The 24,479-nt window shown below is 64.5% G+C and carries 23 protein-coding genes; 11 read left to right on the top strand and 12 right to left on the bottom strand.

The window, feature by feature from the left end; all coding sequences use genetic code 11:
• Positions 1-6: 6 nt before the first annotated feature.
• Together AC07VU_RS14490 and AC07VU_RS14485 are read right to left on the bottom strand one after the other, a co-directional pair.
• Positions 7-183 carry a hypothetical protein gene (locus AC07VU_RS14490; protein WP_009045332.1) on the bottom strand — a complete coding sequence of 59 codons (177 nt, stop codon included), beginning with the start codon at positions 181-183 and terminating at the stop codon, positions 7-9.
• A 138-nt stretch (positions 184-321) separates the two neighbouring features.
• Entirely contained in the window at positions 322-1,227 is a 906-nt protein-coding gene (locus AC07VU_RS14485) for a LysR family transcriptional regulator (RefSeq protein ID WP_037035534.1), read from the bottom strand.
• A gap of 144 nt (positions 1,228-1,371) precedes the next feature.
• Between AC07VU_RS14485 and AC07VU_RS14480 the strand changes: the two genes are divergently transcribed.
• Positions 1,372-2,256: an MBL fold metallo-hydrolase gene (locus tag AC07VU_RS14480; RefSeq protein ID WP_007929792.1), complete on the top strand. Its 885-nt coding sequence runs from the start codon at positions 1,372-1,374 to the stop codon at positions 2,254-2,256.
• Between the two features lie 76 nt (positions 2,257-2,332).
• Positions 2,333-2,947: an NAD(P)-dependent oxidoreductase gene (locus AC07VU_RS14475; protein ID WP_009045330.1), complete on the top strand. Its 615-nt coding sequence runs from the start codon at positions 2,333-2,335 to the stop codon at positions 2,945-2,947.
• Between the two features lie 159 nt (positions 2,948-3,106).
• On the opposite strand, the gene AC07VU_RS14470 is transcribed toward AC07VU_RS14475, so the two are convergent.
• A complete protein-coding gene (locus AC07VU_RS14470; protein ID WP_277589490.1) occupies positions 3,107-3,988 on the bottom strand; it encodes a LysR substrate-binding domain-containing protein in 882 nt (293 codons plus the stop codon).
• Positions 3,989-4,141: 153 nt separating this feature from the next.
• Here AC07VU_RS14470 and AC07VU_RS14465 point away from each other — a divergent pair, with 153 nt between their 5' ends.
• A complete protein-coding gene (locus tag AC07VU_RS14465; protein WP_277589489.1) occupies positions 4,142-5,779 on the top strand; it encodes a 5-guanidino-2-oxopentanoate decarboxylase in 1,638 nt (545 codons plus the stop codon).
• Positions 5,776-7,224 carry an aldehyde dehydrogenase family protein gene (locus AC07VU_RS14460; protein ID WP_277589488.1) on the top strand — a complete coding sequence of 483 codons (1,449 nt, stop codon included), beginning with the start codon at positions 5,776-5,778 and terminating at the stop codon, positions 7,222-7,224. Before AC07VU_RS14465 ends, AC07VU_RS14460 begins: the two co-directional genes overlap by 4 nt.
• A gap of 131 nt (positions 7,225-7,355) precedes the next feature.
• On the opposite strand, the gene AC07VU_RS14455 is transcribed toward AC07VU_RS14460, so the two are convergent.
• Entirely contained in the window at positions 7,356-8,285 is a 930-nt protein-coding gene (locus AC07VU_RS14455; RefSeq protein ID WP_007931230.1) for an AraC family transcriptional regulator, read from the bottom strand.
• 332 nt (positions 8,286-8,617) lie between these two features.
• Here AC07VU_RS14455 and AC07VU_RS14450 point away from each other — a divergent pair, with 332 nt between their 5' ends.
• Positions 8,618-8,983 carry an antibiotic biosynthesis monooxygenase family protein gene (locus AC07VU_RS14450; RefSeq protein WP_092417550.1) on the top strand — a complete coding sequence of 122 codons (366 nt, stop codon included), beginning with the start codon at positions 8,618-8,620 and terminating at the stop codon, positions 8,981-8,983.
• 9 nt (positions 8,984-8,992) lie between these two features.
• On the top strand, positions 8,993-9,265 hold the full coding sequence (locus tag AC07VU_RS14445) for a hypothetical protein (protein WP_009045324.1): 273 nt from the start codon (positions 8,993-8,995) through the stop codon (positions 9,263-9,265).
• Between the two features lie 43 nt (positions 9,266-9,308).
• Here the strand turns inward: AC07VU_RS14445 and AC07VU_RS14440 are convergent, their stop codons facing one another.
• The 6 genes from AC07VU_RS14440 to AC07VU_RS14415 all read right to left on the bottom strand — a co-directional run bounded on the left by AC07VU_RS14440 (position 9,309) and on the right by AC07VU_RS14415 (position 17,252).
• Entirely contained in the window at positions 9,309-9,938 is a 630-nt protein-coding gene (locus AC07VU_RS14440) for a flavin reductase family protein (protein ID WP_009045323.1), read from the bottom strand.
• A gap of 143 nt (positions 9,939-10,081) precedes the next feature.
• A complete protein-coding gene (locus tag AC07VU_RS14435) occupies positions 10,082-10,423 on the bottom strand; it encodes a hypothetical protein (protein ID WP_277589487.1) in 342 nt (113 codons plus the stop codon).
• Between the two features lie 471 nt (positions 10,424-10,894).
• Positions 10,895-12,217: an MFS transporter gene (locus AC07VU_RS14430; protein WP_009045321.1), complete on the bottom strand. Its 1,323-nt coding sequence runs from the start codon at positions 12,215-12,217 to the stop codon at positions 10,895-10,897.
• A gap of 270 nt (positions 12,218-12,487) precedes the next feature.
• The gene (locus tag AC07VU_RS14425; protein ID WP_277589486.1) at positions 12,488-13,822 is read right to left on the bottom strand and encodes a sigma-54-dependent transcriptional regulator; all 1,335 of its coding nucleotides are present in this window, start codon (positions 13,820-13,822) and stop codon (positions 12,488-12,490) included.
• A complete protein-coding gene (locus AC07VU_RS14420) occupies positions 13,816-15,582 on the bottom strand; it encodes a sensor histidine kinase (protein ID WP_457274726.1) in 1,767 nt (588 codons plus the stop codon). Before AC07VU_RS14420 ends, AC07VU_RS14425 begins: the two co-directional genes overlap by 7 nt.
• A gap of 146 nt (positions 15,583-15,728) precedes the next feature.
• Positions 15,729-17,252: a fumarate hydratase gene (locus AC07VU_RS14415; protein WP_007931196.1), complete on the bottom strand. Its 1,524-nt coding sequence runs from the start codon at positions 17,250-17,252 to the stop codon at positions 15,729-15,731.
• A gap of 359 nt (positions 17,253-17,611) precedes the next feature.
• Here AC07VU_RS14415 and AC07VU_RS14410 point away from each other — a divergent pair, with 359 nt between their 5' ends.
• The 3 genes from AC07VU_RS14410 to AC07VU_RS14400 are packed head-to-tail and all read left to right on the top strand — an operon-like array spanning position 17,612 to position 20,428.
• Positions 17,612-18,718, top strand: coding sequence for a GGDEF domain-containing protein (locus AC07VU_RS14410; RefSeq protein ID WP_087090206.1), 1,107 nt, complete (start codon positions 17,612-17,614; stop codon positions 18,716-18,718).
• Positions 18,711-19,649 carry an iron-sulfur-binding ferredoxin reductase gene (locus AC07VU_RS14405; RefSeq protein ID WP_274330144.1) on the top strand — a complete coding sequence of 313 codons (939 nt, stop codon included), beginning with the start codon at positions 18,711-18,713 and terminating at the stop codon, positions 19,647-19,649. Before AC07VU_RS14410 ends, AC07VU_RS14405 begins: the two co-directional genes overlap by 8 nt.
• Before the next feature lie 29 nt (positions 19,650-19,678).
• Positions 19,679-20,428 carry an enoyl-CoA hydratase-related protein gene (locus AC07VU_RS14400; protein WP_495030057.1) on the top strand — a complete coding sequence of 250 codons (750 nt, stop codon included), beginning with the start codon at positions 19,679-19,681 and terminating at the stop codon, positions 20,426-20,428.
• Positions 20,429-20,644: 216 nt separating this feature from the next.
• Here the strand turns inward: AC07VU_RS14400 and pyk are convergent, their stop codons facing one another.
• Positions 20,645-22,096 (bottom strand): pyruvate kinase, encoded by a 1,452-nt coding sequence (gene pyk / locus AC07VU_RS14395; RefSeq protein ID WP_007931191.1) that lies wholly within the window; start codon positions 22,094-22,096, stop codon positions 20,645-20,647.
• A 157-nt stretch (positions 22,097-22,253) separates the two neighbouring features.
• Between pyk and AC07VU_RS14390 the strand changes: the two genes are divergently transcribed.
• Positions 22,254-22,628: a hypothetical protein gene (locus tag AC07VU_RS14390; protein ID WP_102679023.1), complete on the top strand. Its 375-nt coding sequence runs from the start codon at positions 22,254-22,256 to the stop codon at positions 22,626-22,628.
• 152 nt (positions 22,629-22,780) lie between these two features.
• Positions 22,781-23,140 carry a PilZ domain-containing protein gene (locus AC07VU_RS14385; RefSeq protein ID WP_037035875.1) on the top strand — a complete coding sequence of 120 codons (360 nt, stop codon included), beginning with the start codon at positions 22,781-22,783 and terminating at the stop codon, positions 23,138-23,140.
• 3 nt (positions 23,141-23,143) lie between these two features.
• Here the strand turns inward: AC07VU_RS14385 and AC07VU_RS14380 are convergent, their stop codons facing one another.
• Entirely contained in the window at positions 23,144-24,475 is a 1,332-nt protein-coding gene (locus AC07VU_RS14380; protein ID WP_495030056.1) for a DUF58 domain-containing protein, read from the bottom strand.
• Positions 24,476-24,479 lie beyond the last annotated feature (4 nt).

Genomic DNA, 24,479 nt, shown 5'->3' with positions numbered 1-24,479 from the left:
CCTGCATCATTTCAGGGAGTTGAGGGTCGCGGTATGCGGGATGCACTGGTCGACGTTGCAGCTGGCGTAGACACGTGGCTGTTGCCGGGCCTGCTCGACGCGATAGGCCGCTGTTCCATACAGCGCCAGGGTCGCGGTACAGGTGACGAAAATGGCCAGGTATCTTCTTGTTTTGATGTTCATGGCAAACACCTCTGAACGAATACCCCTGCGCGTGTGGGGGTACTGTTATCAGCATAGATCAGCCATGTGGATCAGCCATGGCCGCCGGCCAGGTCGCGGGCAGCGTGTTGATGCGGTATTCAGCGGTCTTATCGGGCTTTAAAGGCCCTTGTCCCACTCCGGCTCCTCGGGGAAGCGCAGCACCAGGAAATCCAGCATGCTGCGCAGGGCCGCCGGCATGTGTTTGCGCGAGGCGTAGACCGCGTACATGTTCATTTGCCGGGGCTCTGCGTGGGGCAGCAGGCGCACCAGTTCGCCGCTGTGGATATGCACCCCGGCCTGGTAGCTGGGCAGCATGGCCACGCCGGCGCCGGCCATGGTCGCGCGCAACAGGGTGCTGGCTTCGTTGGCGCTGATATTGCCCTGCACCGGGACCGAAACCTGTTCGCCGTCCTGCTCGAAATGCCACAGGCTCTTGCCGAAATAGGAGTGGGTCAGGCAGTTGTGCTGGCTGAGTTCCTCGACGCGTTGCGGCGCCGGGTGCTCGCGCAGGTAGGCCGGTGAGGCGCAGATCACCGAGCGGCAGACCGTCAGGCGCCGGGCGATCAGGTTCGGGTCCAGGTCGTTGCTGGTGCGGATCGCCAGGTCGATGCGCTCGTCCACCAGGTTCACCGTGCGGTCGAGCATCTGCAGGTCGATGCTGACGCCGGGGTAACGCTTGACGTAGGTGGCCATGGCATCTGCCAACTGGGCCTGGCCGAACGAGGTGCTGACGCTGATGCGCAGCAAGCCGCGGGGCGCGTCGTCGGGTTCGCTGACGGCGGCCTGCATGTCCGTCGACAATTCGAGCATCTGCCGGCAGCGCGGCAGGATCTCCGTGCCCGCCGCGGTCAGGCTCAGCTTGCGGGTGGTGCGGTGCATCAGCCGGGCGCCGACCCAGTCCTCCAGCTCCGCCAGATAGCGCGAAACCACTGGCCGCGAGAGGTCCAGGTGGTCGGCGGCGGCCGACTGGCTGCCAAGGTCGACTACGGTGACGAAGACGCGCATTGCTTGAAGACGATCCATGATTTGCCCGCTTTCAGAAACAAACTATGTCCAAGCATCGCATTTTTTGTAACGAGTGCGGCAACTAAGCTTCATCTCCATCGCCATTTACCTATCGCCACCTACCCCTGGCCACTTACGGCCGACAGACCATCGGAGCTGCACATGATCGGATTCACCTCACTCAAGCGCCTGCTGCTGGCGACCGCTACCCTGGGTTTCGCCGCCCATGCCGCCGCCGTCGAGCCGGCCCTGAGCCTGGATGTGTACAACCCGGGCGCCGCGGCGATCTTCCCGGTGACTTCGGTGCTGGTGAGCGGCAAGAAGGAAGCGATCCTGGTGGATGCGCAGTTCGGCAAATCCCAGGCCGAGCAACTGGTGGAAAAGATTCGCGCCAGCGGCAAGCAATTGACCACCATCTACATCAGCCACGGTGACCCGGACTACTACTTCGGCCTGGACACCATCACCCGGGCCTTCCCCAAGGCCAAGGTCGTGGCTTCGCAGCCGACCGTCGAGCACATCAAGGCTACGGTCGACGGCAAGCTCGCATTCTGGGGCCCGAAAATGGGCGCCGACGTGCCGGCCAAGACCATCGTGCCGGGCGTGCTCAAGGGCCACAGCCTGAGCCTGGAAGGGCAGAAGCTGGACATCATCGGCCTGGACGGCAAGCAACCTGACCGCACCTTCGTCTGGATCCCGTCGATCAAGGCGGTCGTCGGTGGCGTGGTGGTCGCGGAAAACATCCATGTGTGGATGGCCGATACCCAGACCGCGCAATCCCACAAGGACTGGCTGACCACCCTGGACACCATCGCCGCGCTGAAACCCCAGACCGTGGTGCCCGGCCATTACCTGGGCGAAAGCGCCCGCTCCCTGGCTCCGGTGCATTTCACCGCCGACTACATCAAGGCCTTCGATGAAGAAACCGCCAAGGCCAAGGATTCCGCCGAACTGATCGCGGCAATGAAAAAGCGTTACCCGGACCTGGGCGAAGACAGCTCCCTGGAGCTGAGCGCCAAGGTCGCCAAGGGCGAAATGAAGTGGTGATTCGACCGTCCCCGCGCCTGGCGCGGGGGCACTCCCTGTAAGGCTTTGCGTCACTTATCGGAACTGGAGAACTGTCATGAGCAAGATCGCAATCATTGGGGCCACCGGTCGTGCCGGTAGCCAACTGCTGGAAGAAGCCCTGCGTCGTGGTCACAGCGTTACCGCGATTGCCCGTAACCCGGCGAAAATCGGCAATCGCGCTGGTGTGGTGAGCAAGGCGGTCGACGTGCTGGACGGCGCGGCGTTGCAAGCGGCGATCGCCGGTCACGATGCGGTGATCAGCGCGGCGCACTTTTCCACCATCGCGCCCAAGGCCGTGATCGAGCCGGTGAAAAAGGCCGGGGTCAAACGCCTGCTGGTGGTGGGCGGTGCCGGTTCGTTGCTGTTGCCCGACGGCAGCCGGGTGATCGATGCCGCCGGTTTTCCGGACGAATACAAGGCCGAAGCCAGTGCCGGCAGTGTGTTCCTCGATACCCTGCGCCAGGAACAAGAGCTGGACTGGACCTTCCTGTCGCCATCGGCGGAGTTCGTCGAAGGCGAGCGCCGCGGGCAGTTCCGCCTGGGCCAGGATCACCTGCTGGTGAGCGCCGAAGGCAAGAGCTGGATCACCTTCGCCGACTACGCCATCGCCATGATCGATGAGCTGGAAACACCGAAGCACTCCCGCCAGCGTTTCACCGTCGGTTACTGAGACATCCTGTAGCCGCTGCCGGAGGCTGCGATCGGCTGCGCAGCAGTCGTAAAACCAGACACCGCGTTTTTGCAGGTACAACGTGTTGACCGGATTACGACCGCTACACGCTCGATCGCAGGCTGCGCCAGCGGCTACAGGGTTACAGCGGCTACAGGGCTATCGTGCCCGGGCCTGTTCCACCAGCCAGTCCAGCAACGCCCGTAACTGCGGCGACGGTGCCGAGCGATCGGGGTGCACCAGGTAATAGCCCAGCCCCGTACGGACCTTCAATTCAAATGGCATGACCAGCCGCCCGGCGCTCAGGTCTTCGCCGATCAATGCCCAATCGCCAATAGCTACCCCCGTCCCCTGGGAAGCAACCGACATCGCCAGGTCCAGGGTTTCGAAATGCTGGCCCTTGCCGATGTTGTTCAGCACCGTCCCCGAGGCTTTCAGCCAGGTACTCCAGTCATGGGTATCCAGGGTCGGGTGCAGCAGCATGTGTTGCTGCAGGTCGGCCGGGGTGTTGAGTGGTATCGCCCCTTCGAGCAGTGCAGGTGAACACACCGGCGTCAGCTGTTCGTCGAACAGGTGATAGGCACCGAGGGTGGAAGGTGGCGGGGCACCGTAAATCACCGCGGCGTCGAATTGTTCGCGACTGAAGTCCACCCCGTGCTGCACGGTGGTGGTCAGCCGCACAGGCACGTCCGGCCGCTCTTTCTGCCACTGCATCAGGCGCGGCAACAACCAGCGCATCACACAGGTGGACGCCTTGAGTTGCAGGGTGTCGCGGTTCACCCCGACCTGTTCCACCCCCTCGCTGATCAGGCCGAACACCTGTTCCACCCGTGGCAGCCATTCCCGTCCTTCGGCCGTCAGGCTCAGGCCGCGGGCCTGGCGCTGGAACAAGGCATAACCCAGGTGACCCTCCAGGCCGGCGATCTGCCGGCTCACCGCACCCTGGGTGATATGCAGCTGCTCGGCCGCGTGGGTGAAGTTGCAGCAGCGCGCGGTGATCAGAAAGGTGTGCAGCGCGGGCAAGGGCGGGAGGCGTTTCATAAAGGGCCAAGGCATGACGTGAGGACATGGCGAGTATGACTTTTTATCCATTGTTCCCGCTACACGCAGCCCGTTCCAATGACGCCTTCCCCGTGCCTGGCCATGCAGCGGCCAGCCAGGCACACCGTCTCAAGCGAACAAGAAGGGCAAGACATGGCGACGTGCGGCGAAGTGTTGGTCAAGTTACTCGAGGGTTATGGCGTCGAGCAGGTCTTCGGCATTCCCGGGGTGCACACCGTCGAGCTGTATCGCGGCCTGGCCCGTTCGAGCATCCGGCATGTCACGCCGCGTCACGAGCAGGGTGCCGGTTTCATGGCCGACGGCTATGCCCGCACCAGTGGCAAGCCGGGGGTGTGCTTCATCATCACCGGCCCGGGCATGACCAACATCACCACCGCCATGGGCCAGGCCTATGCCGACTCGATTCCGATGCTGGTGATTTCCAGCGTGCAATCGCGCAGCCAGCTCGGCGGCGGCCGTGGCAAGCTGCACGAGCTGCCGAACCAGGGCGCCCTGGTGGGCGGCGTGGCGGCGTTCTCCCATACCCTGATGTCCGCGGCGGAACTGCCGGGTGTGCTGGCTCGTGCCTTCGCCCTGTTCCAGGCCGGCCGCCCGCGCCCGGTGCACATCGAAATCCCCCTCGACGTGCTGGTGGAGGAGGCCGACGACCTGCTCGACAGCGAGCCGGTGAGCATCGCCCGGGCCGGCGCTGCGCCCGCCGCCATCGCGCGGATGAGCCAGTTGCTGGCCGGCGCCAGGCGTCCGCTGATCCTCGCCGGCGGTGGCGCGATCGATGCCGCCGCGTCCCTGACCCGCCTCGCCGAATGGCTCCAGGCACCCGTGGCCCTGACCATCAACGCCAAGGGCATGCTGCCGTCGCGGCACCCGCTGCTGATCGGTTCGACCCAGTCGCTGGTGGCGACCCGCGCCCTGGTGGCCGATGCCGACGTGGTCCTGGCCATCGGCACCGAGCTGGCCGAAACCGATTACGACGTGACTTTCGCCGGCGGTTTCGAGATTCCTGGCACCCTGCTGCGCATCGACATCGACCCTGACCAGACCGTGCGCAACTATCCGCCGAAAGTGGCGCTGGTGGCCGACGCGCACAGCGCAACCGAGGCCTTGCTGGCCGAGCTGGGCAAACAACCGCTGAGCGAGCGCGACAGCGCCTGGGGCGCGGCCTGTGCCGCTGCCCTGCGTAGCGCACTGGAGCAGCAGTGGGACGCCCCGACCCGGGCGCAGACTCTGTTCCTCGAAACCGTCCTGCAGGAGCTGCCGCAGATCGTCATCGTCGGCGACTCCACGCAGCCGGTGTACAGCGGTAACCTGACCTTCAACCCCGAGCGTCCTCGCCGCTGGTTCAACTCCTCGACCGGCTACGGCACCTTGGGTTATGCCTTGCCGGCGGCGATCGGCGCCTGGCTCGGTGGCGCTTCCGAACGCAACGCCCGGGGCCCGGTGGCGTGCCTGATCGGCGACGGCGGCCTGCAGTTCACCCTGTCGGAACTGGCCTGCGCGGTGGAAGCACGCACGCCAATCATCGTGCTGCTGTGGAATAACCAGGGCTATGAAGAGATCAAGAAGTACATGGTCAACCGCGACATCGAGCCGGTGGGCGTGGACATCTACACGCCAGACTTCATCGGCGTGGCCAAGGCCCTGGGCTGCGCCGCCGAGGCCATCGACAGCGTCGACGGATTGCGCGATGCGTTGCGCGCGGCCAGTGATCGTCAGGGCCCGACCCTGATCGAAATCGACCAGGCCGGCTGGATGCGGGCGGTGCAGGCATGAACCCGACAAACCTGTTGAACGGCCTGTACATCGATGGCCAGTGGCATGCCGGCAGCGAGCGGTTGCCGGTGATCAATCCGTCTACCGAAGAGCCGCTGGCCGTGGTCGGTGGCGGCGATCAGCACAGCGTCGAGCAGGCGGTGAGTGCCGCCCTGGCCGGGCTCGCCGAGTGGGCCGCCACCTGCGGCGCCGAGCGTGGCGCGGTGTTGCGGCGGATCGCCGCCGGTGTCGCCGAGCGTCGTGAGCGCCTGATGCACCTGCAGTCGAGCAACAACGGCAAGCCGCAATTCGAAGCGGCCATCGACGTCGACGACGTGATTGCCACCTTCGAATACTACGCGGAGCTGGCCGAAGGCCTGGACGCCGCCCAGGACCGCGATGTGCCGCTGCCCAGCGATGATTTCAGCGCCCGTGTGCGGCGTGAGCCCTGTGGCGTGGTCGGCCTGATCGTGCCGTGGAATTTCCCGATGGTCACCACCGCCTGGAAGCTCGCGCCGGCCCTGGCCGCCGGTTGCAGCGTGGTGCTCAAGCCCTCGGAAGTCACGCCGCTGCCGGAACTGGAACTGGCGGCGATCATCGCCGGGAGCGGCTTGCCCAAGGGCGTGTTCAACCTGGTCTGTGGCACCGGCCTGGCGGTGGGCGCGCCGCTGGCGGCCGATCCGCGGGTGGCGAAGATTTCCTTTACCGGCAGCAATGCGGTCGGGGTCCAGGTCATGCAGCGTGCTGCGGAGACCGTCAAGGGCGTGAGCCTGGAACTGGGTGGCAAATCTTCGCTGCTGGTGCTGGCCGATGCCGATCTCGAACTGGCGGTGGAGCTGGCCTGTGGCGGCGGTTTTTTCAACGCCGGGCAGATGTGCTCCGCCACCAGCCGGGTGCTGGTGGCCGACGAGCTGGCGGACGAATTCCTCCTGCGCCTCAAGGCTCGGGCCGAGGCGATTCGGGTGGCGGACCCTTTCGATCCGGACGTGGAGATGGGCGCGCTGGTCAACCAGGCGCAATACCAGCGTGTGCTGGGCCATATCGATCGCGGGCTGAGTGTCGGGGCCAAGTTGGTATGCGGTGGCGAGCGCCCGGCGGACCGCGCGCGCGGCTTTTTTGTGCGGCCGACGATCTTCACCGAAGTGCCCCTCGACAGTGCGCTGTGGCGTGAGGAGATCTTTGGCCCGGTGCTCTGCGTGCGCAGTTTCGCCAGCGAGGCCGAGGCCATCGCGTTGGCCAACGACAGCGAATTCGGCCTGGTGGCCAGTGTGGTCGGCGCCGATGTGCAGAACGCCGAACGAGTCGCCAATGCCTTGCAGGCCGGGCTGGTGTGGATCAACGCACCGCAAGTGATCTTCCCGCAGACCGCCTGGGGCGGCTACAAGCAGAGCAGCATCGGCCGCGAGCTGGGGCCTTGGGGTTTGCAGGCGTTCCAGGAGATCAAGCACGTGGTTCGCGCGCGGTAACAGTCTTTTGGAGCGAGATGGTTCTCTGTAGGAGCGAGCTTGCTCGCGATGCGGGTCAAGGATGACGCCGTGCGACAGATAGAGCGCCGCCTTGCGGCTATCGCGAGCAAGCTCGCTCCTACAAGGGGGAGTCAGACGCTGCTGCGCAGGCGCGCCATGTCGCGCAGCGGCGGGGCGCCGAACTGGCGGCTGTATTCGCGGCTGAACTGCGAAGGGCTTTCGTAGCCGACCCGGTAACCGGCGGCGGACGCCTCCAGCCCTTCAGTCAGCATCAGGCGCCGGGCTTCCTGCAGGCGCAGTTGCTTCTGATACTGCAAGGGGCTCATGGCGGTCATGGCTTTGAAACGGTGGTGCAGGGTAGACACGCTGAGGTTCACCCCTCGCGCCAGATCGTCGATGCGCAGCGGTTGCTCGTAGTTGCCGTTCAGCCACTTGATGGCCTGGCTGACCCGGTGGCTCTGGCTGTTGGCGATGGCGATCTCATACAACCGGTGGCCCTGCGGGCTGCGCAACAGCCGGTAGAGAATTTCCCGACGAATCAGCGGCGCGAGCATGGCGATGTCTTTGGGTGTGTCCAGCAGGCGGGTCAGGCGCAGCACGGCGTCGAGCATCGGCGTGTCCAGGCGTTCCACATACAGGCCGCGGCCGACAGGACGGTTCGGCACCCCCAGCGGCCCGGCATCGGCGATCAGCGTGCTGATCTCGGCCGGGTCGATGTCCAGGCGCAGGGCCAGGACCGGCTCCAGCGGCGAGACATCGGCCAGGCGCCCGCTCAATGGCATGGAAACCGAGACCACCAGGTAGTTGAGCGGGTCGTAGTTGAACTCCTCGTCGGCCAGCCGCACTTCCTTGCGCCCCTGGGCCATGATGCACAGGGCCGGCTGGGCCAGCACCGAGGCGAAATCGTGGGAGTGGCTGTAGCGCGAGACGAACAGCGACTGGATCGCCGTGGCATAGCTGCCGTCTTCGCCGGTATTGCGAGCAATGATCCCGGCCAGCTCCGCCCGCTGTTTTTCCATTTCCGCATCCAGTGGCGGCTGCTGGGTTTCGAGCGATGACATGAAGGCCCCTCCGGGAAGATTGCGAATGGCCACAGCTTAAATTTGTGCAAGCGCCAGGGGTAGGCGATTCCTGCGTAAATCTTGCCTGATCCTGCCACGCGTGCGCGCGTGAGTAGAGTCGAGTCCTGTGCGCGGGCTGTCACTTGCTTGAAACAACGTTGTGGGTTTTTTTCCGCTTGCCGGGCAGGATTCGGCGTTCCTGGGCAAGACTCGCAGGATTGTGCAATAGGCCGGCAGGAATCGACTAACGAGCATTACGTCGGGCGCTTAATCTTGGATCCTGTCGCAGCCCGTCCCATGGCTGCCTCGACACCACCCTGGGAGGGTCGCACATGTCCACGCATATTCCCGTCAGCCATATGGCATTCGTTCGCGCCCGCGCCGGCCGCTCAACGGAGTTGGGTGCTCGCTTGAGCAGTCTGATCGAACCATCCCGCCAGGCCGAAGGTTGCCTGCAGTTCGCCTTGCAGCATTCGCAGTGCGACGCTGACCTGTGGCTGATATCCGGATTCTGGAGCAGCCAGCAGGCGATGACCGATTACTTCTGTTCGCCGGCCATGGCGATCTTCGCCGAGTTGGTCCAGGACCTGGTGGTCAACAGCCTGGATTTCCATACTTTCAGAGACGTCTCGGCGGCCCAGGCCGAAGGCGAATACGCGCAACTGAACGGGGCACCGGTACACCAGCTGGCCAGTTGAGGGTTTAGAATGGCCGACTTTCCATTGGCCAGGACCAGCAACATGGCACGTAAAGAGTTTGCAGCATACGAAGCGGTTTCCGCCGTGGTTCCAGGTGAAGGGGGCTACAGCGCCGCCATCGCGGTCAAGGCCCTGGGTGGTTCAGGGGCACCGCGCTTTCACAAGGTCCTCGACGACCAGAAATTCAAGACCGCCCATGACGCCGACCAGGCTGCCGCGCAGAAGCTTGAGCAGTTGATCGACGTGACCGAAGACGGCGAACTGGCCTGGGAAACGGCCTGATCCGGGTCGCTACCTGATCTGCGCAGCTAGTTGGTTTGAGCAGCTACCTGACCGCCCCCGGGCGGAACATCTTGAACAAGGCCTCTGGCCCCAGCTGGAAATAATCCGCTGGCCCGCCGCCGCGCAGAATCGGCTCTGCCGCGGCGGTGTCGTATACCCCGTCCTTGAGCAGCCACTTGGCGATATGCACGGCGACCACTTCGCCGAGGATCAGCCAGCTGGGCACCAACTCCTGATCCGCGCGCTGCAGTTGAATGATCTGCGTGACCTTGCACTCGAAGGACACCGGGCTTTCGGCTACCCGCGGCACCGCAATCACTTTCGAGGCCACGGGCGTCAACCCCGCCAGTTCGAACTCATTGACCTCGGCCGGCACGGCCGCGCAGCTCTGGTTCATCCGCTCGGCGAGCGGGCGGGTGGCGAGGTTCCAGGCGAACTCGCCGGTCTGCTCGATGTTGTTCAGGCTGTCTTTGCGACCGACGCTGGAGAAACCGATGATCGGTGGAATGTAATTGAAGGCGTTGAAAAAACTGTAGGGCGCCAGGTTCAGCCGGCCTTGCTGGTCCTGGGAGGAGATCCAGCCGATCGGGCGCGGGCCGACGATGGCGTTGAACGGATCGTGGGGCAGGCCGTGGCCCTGGGCGGGTTCGTAGTAATGAATGTCTTCGGACATGGCAGGCTCTTGCGCGGACAAAGAGGGAAGGCCGCCATAGTGCAAGCCATTGAAAGTGAATGCCAGCCTTGCGGCGTGCGGTTTTCCCCGGGCCATAAACAACCAAGCCCGGCCGAAGCCGGGCTGCGGGGCATCCCTGAGGGTTAGCCGATGGCGGCGGCAGTCCCGGTGCGATCGAAGCCGTCGGCAGCGATTGCGTCAGCGGTACCGGTGTGGTCGAAGCCGTCGGCAGCGATTGCGTCAGCGGTGCCGGTGTGGTCGAAGCCGTCGGAAGCGACTGCGCCTGCGGTGCCGGTGTGGTCGAAGCCATCGGAGGCGATAGCGGCGGCGGTGCCGGTGCGATCGAAACCGTCGGAAGCCAGGCTGGCACTGGCCGAGCTGCCCGAGGTGAAAGTGGCCGAGCCGGTGCGGTCGTAACCATCGGCGGCAAAGGTATTGGCAGCCAGTACGGAAAGGGTCAGGGCGAGGATCAGTTTGCTTTTCATGAGGGTCACTCCAGGTTCGGTGAGTTTTGTGCAGTGGGTGTGAAATGAATACTACGCCAGTTAATTTGATTAAAAAGCGCAAATAAATGCTTAAAAATATCTAATTAGTAGATGTTTGTGGCGTCAAGAATCACTGCATAAGACCTCTTGCCTGCTTCTGCCGCGTTTGACGCGCCGACACCGATTTCGATGGAGGCAGAGTGAGGGCTGGGCATTAACCGGTCATTAACCTGCCCGCACCGTCGAAAAATCACGATCAACGGTTTGCCCGGCAGGGGCGGGAATGCTGTTGACGATGAATGCCGGAGGGCTTGCTACGGAAGCTGGAGGGCGTGTCTTGATCGTGGAGCGGCTGCGTCGCGGTTATCGCGGGCAAGCCCCGCTTCTGTAGGAGCGAGGCTTGTCCGCGATAGGCTTTACCTGATGACACCATAGCGCGAGGGCCTTGCACCCTCGCGCTTTTTTTGTCGGTCAGTCAGTCTCGATCCGCGAGTGTTTGCGCGTGTCTTTCATGGTGATGTAGACCAGCAGCGACACGGCGATGCAGGCGGTGACATACCAGTAGTAACCGGTTTCCATGCCGACGCTCTTGAACCACAGTGCGATGTATTCGGCGGTGCCGCCGAAGATCGATACGGTCAGCGCGTAGGGCAGGCCCACGCCCAGGGCGCGGATCTCGGTCGGGAACAGCTCGGCCTTGACCACCGCGTTGATCGAGGTGTAGCCGCTGACGATGATCAGCGCCGCCATGATCAGGAAGAACGCGCCCCACCAGCTCTGGATGGTGTGCAGGGTGGTGAGGATCGGCACGGTGAAAAGGGTACCGAGGATGCCGAAGGCGATCAGGATCGGACGGCGGCCGATCTTGTCCGACAGCGCGCCGACCACCGGTTGCAGGCACATGAACAGGAACAGGGTCGCTGCGGAAATGGTGGTGGAGTCGGAGATGCTCATGCCGACGGTGTTCACCAGGTATTTCTGCATGTAGGTGGTGTAGGTGTAGAAGGCCAGGGTGCCGCCCATGGTCAGGCCGACCACGGTCATCAGCTCTTTCGGATGACGCATCAGGGTGCGCATCAGGCTTTCTTTCGGCTTTTCCTTCTTCTTGGTGAAGGACTCGGTTTCTTCCATGCCGCGACGCAGGTACAGCGCGACGATCGCGCACAGGGCGCCGATGCCGAACGGAATGCGCCAGCCCCAGGATTGCAGCTCCTCGGTGGTCAGCACGTTCTGCAGCACGATCAGCACCGCCAGGGCGATGAGCTGGCCGGAGATCAGGGTCACGTACTGGAAGCTGGAGAAAAAGCCACGACGTTCCTTGGTCGCCATCTCGCTGAGGTAGGTGGCCGAGGTGCCGTACTCGCCGCCGACCGACAGGCCCTGCATCAGGCGCGCCAGCACCAGCAGGATCGGAGCGCCGACGCCGATGGTCTCGTAGCCGGGAGTCAGGGCGATGATCAGCGAGCCGAAGCACATCAGCAGCACCGAGGCCATCAATGCGGCCTTGCGGCCCTTGCGGTCAGCGTAGAGCCCCATCAGCCAGCCGCCGATCGGACGCATCAGGAAGCCCACTGCGAAGATCGCGGCAGTGTTCAGGAGTTGCGCGGTAGTGTCGCCCTTGGGGAAGAAGACTTTGGCGAAGTACAGGGAGAAGGCGGCGTAGACGTACCAGTCGTACCACTCGACCATGTTGCCGACTGAACCGCTGAAGATCGATTTCAGGCGGCTGGCGGTGGTCTTTTCTTTGGCAGGCGCAGCTGCCGACCCAAGAGGCAGGGTTTGCGAGTTATCCATGACGGATCCTTCATTTAATTGTTTTTGTGGAGCGCGCCGAAACGCAGCCTGCTGGAGCTATAGCAGGAGCTGTGCCAGGAGCCGAAAGGCCCGGTTTAGAAGGGGCTTGAGATTGCAATGAGCGGAAATCCGCTCATTGGCGAAAGTGCGTGAGCGGAAAATTGCCGATGAAGGTGGTGTTGGTGAGGGCGTCTTCGCGAGCAAGCTCGCTCCTACAGAAGCTACGTGATCCCTGTAGGAGCGAGCTTGCTCGCGATAGGACCTCGGGCATCACTCCTCCCCGAGAAACATCTCCCGCGCCAGCCCATGGCGCTGCATCTTTTCATTGAAGGTGCGGCGCGGCAGTTGCAGCTCGACGAGCACTGCCTTGATGTCGCCCTTGTGCCGGGTCAGCGCGGCCCGCAGGCATTGCGCCTCGAAAGCTTCCTGCTGCGCCGCCAGGGACTGGCCGGGGTCGATGGCTTCCGGCTCGGGCTCGCCCAGGCCGAGCACCTGGCGTTCGGCGACATTGGCCAGCTCGCGCACGTTGCCCGGCCAGTCGTGGCTCAGCAGGCGGCTCAACTGCGCCCCGCTCAGGGGCGCGACGCTACGGCCCAGACGCTCGGCGGCGGCGTGGGCGAAATGTTCGTACAGCAGCGGAATGTCCTCGCGTCGATCCCGCAACGGCGGCAGGCGCAGTTGCGCGACGTTCAGGCGGTAGGCCAGGTCTTCGCGAAAACGCCCGGCGCGGGCTTCGTCCAGCAGGTCCGGCTTGGTCGCGGCAATGATCCGCAGGTCTACCTCGATGCTCTGGTTGGACCCTAGGCGTTCGAGCTTCTGTTCCTGCAGCACCCGCAGCAGCTTGACCTGCTGGGCCAGTGGCATGCTTTCGATCTCGTCGAGGAACAGGGTGCCGCCGTCGGCGTATTCCAGCTTGCCGATGCGCTTGCCCTGGGCGCCGGTAAAGGCGCCGCTTTCATGGCCGAACAGTTCTGCTTCGAACAGTTGCTCGGGGATCGCCGCGCAGTTCAGGGCGACAAAGGGCCTGTCGGCGCGCGGCCCGAAGTCGTGTAGGCAGCGGGCGACCAGTTCCTTGCCGCTGCCGGTCTCGCCGCGGATCAGCACGTTGACCGGCAGCGCGGCCAGGTCGACCACTTGGCGCCGCAGGGTCTGCAAGGCGCGGGACACGCCGAGCAGGGTGGAGTCGATTTTCTCCCGGGTATCGGCCTGTTCGTGCAGGCGCCGGTTCTCCAGGACCAGGCCGCGTTTGTCCAGGGCCCGGTGCAGGCTGCTCAGCAGGGTTTCCGGGCTGAAGGGTTTTTCCAGGAAGTCATAGGCGCCGTCGCGCATCGCTTCCACCGCCATCGGCACGTCGCCGTGGCCGGTCAGCAGGATCACCGGCAGGTCGGCGTCGCGTTGCTGCACCTCTTTGAGCAGTTCCAGGCCACTGATGCCGGGCATGCGCACATCGCTGAGGATCACTCCGGGGAAGTCCCTGGGCAGCCGGGCCAGGCAGTCCTCGGCGCGACTGAACAGCTGCACCTCGAAGCCCGACAGGCTCAGCCATTGTTCGACGGCGGTGCGAATACTGGCTTCGTCGTCGACCAGCATCACCGAATTCAACATGGGATATGCGCCTCCAGGTCGATGGGCAGGCTCAGGGTGAAGATCGCGCCCTGGCCCTGGTTGCCGGCGCTCAGGCGTCCACCGAGTTCGTGGACGATAGCGTAGGACACCGCCAGGCCGAGGCCCAGGCCGTCGCCCACCGGCTTGGTGGTGAAGAACGGATCGAAGACGTTCGGCAGGTGTTCTTCGGCGATACCGCCACCGCTGTCGATGACGCTCAGGCTCCACAACTGCTGGTCGGCTTCGAGGCGGATTTCCAGGTGCTTGAGGGGCTTGTCGCGCATGGCGTCCAGGGCGTTGCGCAGCAGGTTGATCAGCACCTGCTCCAGGCGTATCGCATCGCCGCGGACCCAGGCCGGGCGCGTCAGTTGCAGGCGTGTGTCGACCTGTTCGTCGCGCAGCCGGGTGTCCAGCAGTTGCAGGGCCTGATCCACCACCGCCGCCAGGTCCAGGCGTTCGCGCAGGCCGCTGGGGCTTTTGCGGGCGAAAGTTTTCAGGTGGCCGGTGAGGCTGGCCATGCGGGTCAGCATATCGTCCAGCGGTTTCAGGGCCTGGTAGGCCTCGTCGATTCGCCCGTGATCGAGCAGCAGGCGCAGGGTGGCCAACTGCATGCGCTGGGTGGTCAGCGGTTGGTTGATTTCATGGGCCAGGGCTGCGGACATCTGCCCCAGGGCCGCCAGCTTGGCCGATTGCACCAGGCCGTCCTGGGCGGTACGCAGGTCGCGGGTGCGCTCCTCGACCAGGCGTTCGAGCTCCTCGCGGCTGCGCTGGCGCAGCCTGGCCAGGCGCCAGCGCTGGTTGAGGAACAGCAGCAGGAACACCAGGGTCAGCCAGGCACCGGCCGCAGCCAGGCCGGCATTGCGGCGGTCCTCAAAAGCGATCTGCGGGCGGCGCAGCAAATGCAGGGTCCAGCCTTCGGTGGCCAGGGGCAGGGATTCCCACAGGTAGTCGACGCTGCCGTCCGGGCCCTCGACCCGGGTCAGCGTACTGTCGTCGTCAAAGCGTCGCAGCGGCCGATGTTCAAGCGGGGTCAGCAATTGTTTGTCGTACTGCCGGGTGGCCTGGAGTTCGGCGTGGTCGCTGTCCGACAGCGGGCGCAGCTGGCGATAACGCCAGCCCGGCTGGTTGGCGATGAACACGATGCCCCGGGCGTCGCTGACCAGCAGGGTGTCGCTGCCCTGGCTCCACTCGCGCTCCAGTTCGGGGAATTCCAGTTTCACCACCATGGCGCCGAGGAACTGCTCCTGCTCGCCCTTGACCGCGCTGGAGAGGAAATAACCGGGAATACCGCTGGTGACGCCCACCGCATAGAAGCGTCCGCTGCCCTGGCTGCGGGTCTGGCTGAAGTAGGGGCGAAAACCGTAGTTGTGTCCGACATAGCTGCTGGGCAGACGCCAGTTGCTGGCGGCCACGGCGAGGCCGGTGTGGTCCAGCAGCTCCAGGGTCGAGGAGCGGGCGGCGCCGTTGATTTGTTCCAGTTTGCGGTTCAGGGCGTCCTGCTGCTGCGGGCCGACCGGACCCTTGAGCGCCGAGCGCAGTTCCGGGTCCAGCGCCAGCACGGCGGGCAGGGCGCGGTAACGCTCGATCAGGGTATGCAGGGAGTTGGCGTACAGCGCCAGTTGCTCGCTGGCGCGGGCGGCATCGTCCTCCAGCGCCTGGCGCTCGGCATGGCGCATGGCGAAGGTCGCGCTGACCACGGCGCCGGCGAGAATCACCAGGGTATAGAAGGTCAAGCGCAGCGGGCGGGAGATCTGGACCATGAGTCAAGGGCAGGCAGAAAGGGGGCAGGAAAGATAACACGCCTGTCCGAGGCTTCGTTGATCGTGGACAGTCCTTGCCCGGCCAGGCATGAAAAAGGCGGCGCTGCTCATCGAGCAACGCCGCCTTGGGTAACAGCAAGCAGCGCTTACTGCACTTCTACCGCCAGGCTTTCACTGATCTTTTTCTGCCAGATGGCAGGACCGGTGATGTGCACCGACTCGCCTTTGCTGTCGACCGCGACAGTGACCGGCATGTCTTTGACTTCGAACTCGTAGATCGCTTCCATGCCCAGTTCGGCAAAGGCCAGGACCTTGGACTTCTTGATCGCCTGGGCTACCAGGTAGGCAGCGCCGCCGACGGCCATCAGGTACACGGCCTTGCTGTCCTTGATCGCTTCGATCGCGGTCGGGCCGCGCTCTGACTTGCCGATCATGCCCAAGAGGCCGGTCTGCTCGAGGATCTGGCGGGTGAACTTGTCCATCCGCGTCGCGGTGGTCGGGCCAGCCGGGCCAACCACTTCGTCACCGACCGGGTCGACCGGGCCGACGTAGTAGATGAAGCGACCCTTGAGGTCCACCGGCAGGGTTTCGCCCTTGTTCAGCATCTCGACCATGCGCTTGTGCGCGGCGTCGCGACCGGTGAGCATCTTGCCGTTGAGCAGGACGGTTTCGCCCGGCTTCCAGCTCTGCACTTCTTCCGGGGTCAGGGTGTCGAGGTTGACGCGACGGGCCGACGGACCGGCTTCCCAGACGATTTCCGGGTAGGCGTCCAGAGGTGGCGCTTCCAGGGACGCAGGGCCCGAGCCGTCGAGCACGAAGTGCGCGTGACGGGTCGCGGCGCAGTTCGGGATCATGCACACCGGCAGGGAAGCGGCGTGGGTCGGGTAGTCCATGATCTTCACGTCGAGCACGGTGGTCAGGCCGCCCAGGCCCTGGGCGCCGATGCCCAGCTGGTTGACCTTCTCGAACAGCTCCAGGCGCATCTCTTCGATACGGTTCTGTGGGCCGCGGGCCTTCAGCTCGTGGATGTCGATGGACTCCATCAACACTTCCTTGGCCATCACCGCGGCTTTCTCGGCGGTGCCGCCGATGCCGATGCCGAGCATGCCCGGCGGGCACCAGCCGGCGCCCATGGTCGGAACGGTTTTCAGCACCCAGTCGACGATCGAGTCGGACGGGTTGAGCATGGCCATCTTCGATTTGTTCTCGGAGCCGCCGCCCTTGGCCGCCACGTCCACTTCCACGGTGTTGCCGGGAACGATGGAGTAGTGGATGACCGCCGGAGTGTTGTCCTTGGTGTTTTTACGAGCGCCCGCCGGGTCGGCGAGGATCGAGGCCCGCAGGACGTTTTCCGGCAGGTTGTAAGCGCGACGCACGCCTTCGTTGATCATGTCGTCCAGGCTCATGGTCGCGCCGTCCCAGCGCACGTCCATGCCCACGCGTACGAATACGGTGACGATACCGGTGTCCTGGCAGATCGGGCGGTGGCCGGTGGCACACATGCGCGAGTTGATCAGGATCTGCGCCATGGAGTCACGGGCCGCTGGCGATTCTTCGCGCAGGTAGGCTTCGTGCATCGCCTGGATGAAGTCCACGGGGTGGTAGTAGGAAATGAATTGCAGGGCGTCGGCAACGCTCTGAATCAGGTCGTCTTGCTTGATCACGGTCATGAGTCGCGCTCCTCTAAAAGACGGGAACATTTAATAAGGTGCTTGCAGCTTGGGTGCATCGGTCGGTTGCAAGCACCTTCAAGGCACGCCGGACACACTGGCGCGACGCTAAAAAGGCGCGGCAGTATACCGCGCCTCGGAGCCGGGCACACGCGCCGGCAGTCAAACCAAAGTCGCATGCCGGGGATGCGCCAGTCGGGGGATGGCGCCAGGCATGACGGTGGGCGCGGTCCCGGGTCGGATGGCGCTGGGCGGGAACAAAAATGGGATAGTTATTTTTTGGCGACACCACTAAAGTGGCAAGTGGCCTGTAGGGTAGGAAACTCTTTAAAGCCCCCTTTCGCATGGTGAGTCAACGATTGACCCATAACGCTATCCAGAGTCTTTTACTCAAGCGCTTCGTTCTTGCGGCGGGTACCTATGGACTGGCGTTGCTGCTGCTCTGGCTGGCCATTTTCAGTGGCTACTATTCGGCGCCGGTGCATTCGGCGCTGATCGATACCGGCCTGGTGGTGCTGAGCCAGGCGCTGCTGTTCTGGCTGTTTGTCTCCGGGCGCAACCTGCGCTTTCGCGACCCGAGCCTGACCGAGATCCAGATACTCCTGGCCATCGGCTGGCAGACATGGCTGCTGGCCCACCTCGATACGGCGCGTGGCACCTTCCTGGTGTTCTATCTGTTGACGCTGCTGTTCGGCCTGTTCCACCTTCCGCGCCGGGCCTTCGTGCGGTGCGCCCTGTGTATTTTCATCGGCTTTGCCGGAATCACGCTGTGGGACGGCTACCACTTCCGGCTGGCCGATCCGATGCTCGCCGTCCTGCAGGTGTGCGTGCTGTTCGCGGTGCTGATCTGGCTGTGCCTGTACGCCAGCTATGTGCAGACTTCCCGGCAGCGCATGCGGCAACGGCGCTTCGCCTTGCAGGCGCACCAGGACACCTTGCGCGGCATGATGCGACAACTGGAGGATCTGGTTGCCACCGACGAACTGACCGGCCTGTACAATCGACGGCATTTCCTGCGGCTGGCGTCGCGCGAACTGCACGCGATGAGCCTGGAGCAGATGCATGGCCTGGCGCTGATCGACCTCGATCACTTCAAGCGGATCAACGACGTGCACGGCCATGCCGCCGGCGATCAGGTGTTGCAGGCATTCGCCGCCGTAGCCAGCGCCTGCTTGCGCGATGGCGATGTATTGGCCCGCTACGGCGGCGAGGAGTTTGTCATGTTGTTGCCCGATTGCGATCCCGAACGCCTGACCTCCTGCTGCGAGCGTCTGCGCGTGGCCTTTATGGACGCCCAGTTGATCGGGGTCGAGGTGCCCGGCCTGAGCCTGTCCGTGGGGATGACCCTGGTGGAGCTGGGCGACGACCTGGACGATGCCCTGCAACGTGCCGACCAGGCGCTGTATCGGGCCAAGCGCGACGGACGCAATCGCTGCGCCGCGGCCTGGGAAAATATCGATGCCTGAGCTGCGTGTCGGTGAGCGGCAGTGGTCGGTGGTCGCGGGCAGCAATCTGCTGGATGCCTTGAATCAGGCCGGCGTGGCGGTGCCTTACAGCTGCCGCGCCGGCAGTTGCCACGCCTGCCTGGTGCACTGCGTCGAGGGCCTGCCCAGCGACAGCCGGCCCGATGCCTTGAGCGACGATCAGCGCCAGCGCGGCTGGCGGCTGGCCTGTCAGTGTCAGGTGGTGGAGGACCTGCGGGTCGAAACCTATGACCCGCTGCGCGATGGCGCGCCGGCCGAGGTGGTCGGTGTGGACTGGCTGTCGGCCACGGTGCTGCGCCTGCGTTTGCAGCCGGAGCGCAACCTGCGTTATCAGGCCGGCCAGCACCTGGTGCTGTGGACGGCTTCCGGCGTGGCGCGGCCGTATTCGCTGGCGAGCCTGCCTGGCGAGGACCGGTTTCTCGAATTCCATCTTGATTGCCGCCAGCCCGGCGCGTTCAGCGACGCGGCGCGCCAGCTCAAGCCCGGCGATGGGCTGCGCCTGGGCGAGCTGCGCGGCGGGGCGCTGCACTACGACCCGGACTGGCAAACCCGGCCATTGTGGCTGCTGGCGGCGGGCACCGGGTTGGCGCCGTTGTTCGGTATCCTGCGCGAGGCTTTGCGCCAGGATCATCAGGGCGACATCCGCGTCATTCACCTGGCCCATGACGCCAGCGAACATTACCTGGCCAAGCCCCTGGCGGCGCTGGCGGCGAGCCACGCCAACCTCAGTGTCGAGCTGTTGACCGCGACCGAGCTGCCAGCGGCTTTGGCACAACTGCGGCTTGTTTCACGGCAAACCCAGGCTTTACTCTGCGGGCACCCCGACAGCGTCGATGCTTTCGCCCGACGCTTGTACCTGGCGGGGCTGCCGCGCAATCAACTGCTGGCCGACGTATTCCTGCCCCGCGGCTGAGCGCTGATCCGGCCTGAGCGAGACCACCCATGACCGATACCATCCTGCTTGAACGCGAGGGCGGGCTGCTGACCCTGCGCCTGAATCGCCCGGACAAGAAAAATGCCCTGACCCGGGCCATGTACAGCCAGCTGGCCGTAGGGTTGCGGCAAGCCGACGCCGACCCTGAGGTCCGCGCGGTACTGCTCAGCGGCAGCAGCGATTGCTTTACCGCCGGCAACGACATTGCCGACTTCCTCCAGCAGCCACCTACCGGTCTCGACAGCCCGGTCTTCCAGTTCATGCTCAGCCTGTTCGAGTGCCGCAAGCCGGTGGTCGCCGCGGTTGCCGGGCCGGCCGTGGGGATCGGCACCACCCTGCTGCTGCACTGCGATCTGGTGTACGTCAGCCGCGATGCCCGGTTGCGCATGCCTTTCGTCAATCTCGGTTTGTGCCCCGAGTTCGGTTCCAGCCTGATCCTGCCGCGCTTGCTCGGGCAGGCCAGGGCCGCCGAACTGTTGCTGCTGGGCGAAGGTTTCAGCGGTGAACAGGCTGCGCAGTGGGGCATTGCCAACCAGGCCTTGGCCGATGGTGCGGCGACCCTGGACAAGGCCCGGGAGATGGCGCTGCGTTTCGAGAAGCTGGCGCCGCAGGCGGTGCAGATCAGCAAGCAGTTGATGCGCACGCCCGATCGCGAACAGCTGCGCAAGGTGATCGAGGAGGAGGGCGCCCTGTTCACCCAGCGCCTGCATTCGCCGGAAGCGCTGGCGGCCTTGTCGGGCTTTTTCGCTAAAAGCTGAAATCGGCACCGCTCGTGTAGCCGCTGCCGGAGGCTGCGATCGATTTGGGCGGCATTCCGACGAAGGGGGCGTAAGGTCCCAAGATCGCTGAAGGCCTGGCGGCCTCATCGCAGCCTGACGGCAGCGGCTACAGGTTCGTGAGCTCCATAAATGTGCCCTCCATAAAAAAGCCCCGCAGTCTTCACTGCGGGGCTTTTTATTGTTGCGTCAGGTGGCTTAGACCATCGGGTCGCCAACGTGCAGGATCTTCATGCCGTTGGTGCCGCCGGTGGTGTGGTAGCTGTCGCCCTTGGTCAGGATCACCCAGTCGCCTTTCTTCACGACGCCGCGCTTGACCAGCTCGTCGATGGCCTTCTGGCTGACTTCGCTTGGCGGCAGGGACGCCGGGTCGAACGGGATGGTGTAGACGCCACGGAACATTGCGGTGCGGGCCTGGGCTTCGCGGTGCGGGGTGAACGCGTAGATCGGCACCGAGGAACGGATACGCGACATGATCAGCGGGGTGTAGCCGCTTTCAGTCAAGGCGATGATCGCCTTCACGCCCGGGAAGTGGTTGGCGGTGTACATGGTGGCCAGGGCGATGCTCTCGTCGCAGCGCTCGAAGGTCTTGCCGATGCGGTGGCTGGAGGTCTTGCTGGTCGGATGCTTTTCCGCGCCGATGCAGATGCGGTCCATGGCCTGGACGGCTTCGAGCGGGTAGGCGCCGGCGGCGGATTCGGCCGAGAGCATCACGGCGTCGGTGTAGTCGAGCACGGCGTTGGCCACGTCGGACACTTCGGCGCGGGTCGGCATCGGGTTCTGGATCATCGACTCCATCATCTGGGTCGCGACGATCACCGCCTTGTTGTGGCGACGGGCGTGCAGAATGATTTTCTTCTGGATGCCCACCAGCTCGGCGTCGCCGATTTCCACGCCCAGGTCGCCACGGGCCACCATCACGGCGTCGGAGGCCTTGATCAGGCCGTCGAGGGTTTCGTCGTTGGCCACGGCTTCGGCGCGCTCGATCTTCGCCACCAGCCAGGCGGTGCCGCCGGCCTCGTCGCGCAGTTGGCGGGCGTATTCCATGTCAGCGGCGTCGCGCGGGAAGGACACGGCCAGGTAGTCCAGGTCCATGGCCGCGGCCAGCTTGATGTCGGCCTTGTCTTTTTCGGTCAGGGCCGGGGCGGTCAGGCCACCACCGCGACGGTTGATGCCCTTGTGGTCCGACAGCGGGCCGCCGATGGTCACGGTGCAATGCAGTTCGGTGCTGGTGGCGGTGTCGACACGCATCACCACGCGGCCGTCGTCGAGCAGCAGCTCGTCGCCCACGCCGCAGTCCTTGACCAGGTCCGGATAGTCGATGCCGACGATGTCCTGGGTACCTTCGGTCAGCGGGTGGCTGGTGGAGAAGGTGAACTTGTCACCGATCTTCAGCTCGATGCGCTTGTTGGCGAATTTGGCGATACGGATCTTCGGGCCTTGCAGGTCACCCAGCAGCGCGACGAAGCGCCCATGCTTGGCGGCCAGGTCACGCACCAGCTTGGCGCGAGCCTTGTGCTCGTCCGGGGTGCCGTGGGAGAAGTTCAGGCGGGCGACGTCCAGGCCAGCCAGAATCAGCTGTTCGAGAACTTCCGGCGAGTTACTGGCCGGGCCAAGGGTAGCGACGATTTTGGTACGACGGACGGACATGCAAAGACTCCTGAGTTCAAGCGCAACGAGAGGCTACTATGGTCCGCAGCTGTAGTCATTGTTCGTTTGCACTACTTATTCGTTTGTTTCTTTAAACGAACATTCCTGAAGATTTTCCAACGCGGGTCGATAACGTGCACAAGACAGGAGAACCCCCATGCGATTCGTGCTCATTGCTGCCCTGGCCGTCAGTGTTGTCGGCTGTACCCGCTGGTCGATGGACCATCATCTGAATACCGCCTACCGCGCCTACGACGCCGGCAACTGCGAACGGGTGATGCTCGAACTGAGCCAGGTCGACCGCACGAGTCGTTCGCGCCCTTATATCCAGCCCGAGGTATCGATGCTACGCGGACAGTGCCTGGAGCGGCAGAAGCTGTTCCTCGATGCCGCGCAGACCTACCAGTACATCATCACCGAACACCCGAACAGCGAGTACGCCTACCGTGCCCGCGCGCGCCTGGAAACCCTGCAGCAACTGGGGCATTACCCTTCGCGCAACAGCGCTCAGGCGCGTCCGACCGCGTTGTAATAATCGTCATCAGGCGATTGCTGGTCCCGGGTGCGTCTTGAGTTAACATTTGTGGGCCTGTTTTAGAGTATCGTTTCTAAAATGGGCCGGCCGGGGCCGACAGTCCTCGGCGCGACGATGCGCAATGACCTTCCTAAATAGCGATGCATGACATGTTCACGGACCGGCGGATCGAGCGGCACCAGTTGCCGTGTTTTTTGAAAGTCTTCAATCGGCTGACCGATCGACCCATCGGTTATCTGGGCAACGTTTCCGAAGACGGCTTCATGTTGATCAGCCAGTTGCCGATGCTGATCGGCGCCGACTTCGAGTTGCGCCTGCAGGTTCCCGGCCGCGACGGCCAGCTGCAACCGATCGAGATCACCGCCTCTTGCCGCTGGTGCCATGAAGATGTCACACCCCATCATTACGACACCGGCTTCGTGCTGCTGCGTTCGCCTCCCGAGTACCGCGAGCTGGTGACGGCCTTGCGCAGCTACTTCAGTTTCTACCCGGTGCAGACCTCCGCCTGACCGCTACAGGGTCCCGGCTTTTTTCCAACTGAGGTAACGGGTCACCAGTTCCGCCCCCAGTTCGCCCGGCCGCACATCGAGCAGGGCAACGCCCTGGGCGCTCAGGCGTTCATGCAGGTCGGTGCGGGCATTCAGGTAATTGATCGTGCCGCAGTAGGTCAGGGCGTCGGACAGGTTGTGCACCGGCGCCTGGCGCAACTGATCGAGGACTTCCTCGCGCAGGCTGGCCACCAGCACCCGGTGCTGGCGCCCGAGGCGCTTGACCGCGGTCAGCAGCTCCTCGTCGTCTTCGTCCCGCAGGTTGGTCACCAGCACTACCAGGGCCCGGCGCTTCTGCCGGGCCAGCAGCTCGCTGGCGGCGGCCTGGAAGTCGGCGCAGCGCTGGCTGCTGTCCAGGTCGTAGACAGTGTTGAGCAAGGCGCTCAACTGGCCCACGCCCTTGACCGGCGCCAGATAGCGGCGGCGTTCGCCGGCAAAGGTGCAGAGGCCCACCGCGTCGCCCTGGCGCAAGGCGACATAGCTGAGCAGCAGGCAGGCGTTGAGCGCGTGGTCGAAATGCGCCAGTTCGCCGTCCTGGCTGCGCATGCGCCGCCCGCAGTCGAGCATGAAGATGATCTGTTGGTCGCGTTCGTCCTGGTACTCGCGGGCAATCGGTGTGCGTTGCCGGGCGGTGGCTTTCCAGTCGATCTGGCGCAGGCTGTCGCCCTCGCGAAACTCACGCAGTTGGTTGAACTCCAGGCCCAGGCCACGACGCGGCTGTTGCCGCACGCCGATCTGGTTCAGCCAGTTGTCGACGGCCAGCAGCCGGGCGCCGTAGAGGCGGGCGAAGTCCGGGTAGACGCGCGTGCTGTCGTCGAGCTTCAGCAACCGACGCGCCGACCACAGGCCCTGCGGGCTGGGCAGGCTGACCTCGCAGCACTCGAAGTTGAAATGGCCGCGCTTGAGCGGACGCACCCGATAACCCAGTTCCTGCGACTGGCCCGGCTCCAGGAGCAGCGACTGCGGCAGGTATTCGAAGCCCAGGCCATCGGGCACATGATCGAACAGCTTCAGGGTCAGCGGTTGGGCAAAGTCGTGGCGAACCTCTAGGCGCACTTCGCTCCAGCGCCCCAGGGGCAGGCTGCCGGGCAACTGGCGCCGCAGTTGGGGCGAAGGCAGGCGCCTGAGCCGGAAGGCGTCCAGCACGGCCAGCAGCAACAGGGCCAGGAGCAGGCCCCAGGCAATCGCTTGCAGGCTGGCCGCGACTGCCAGGCCGTAGGCCCGCGCGGCGCCGAGCAGCACGTCCAGCGCCAGCAATACGCCGAGCCAGGTCAGAAACAGGCGTGAGGGTTTCATCACT

Source organism: Pseudomonas sp. GW821-FHT02B10 (assembly GCF_059421865.1).
Note: the sequence above shows the minus strand (reverse complement) of the source record. Positions and strands in the feature narration are given on the sequence as shown.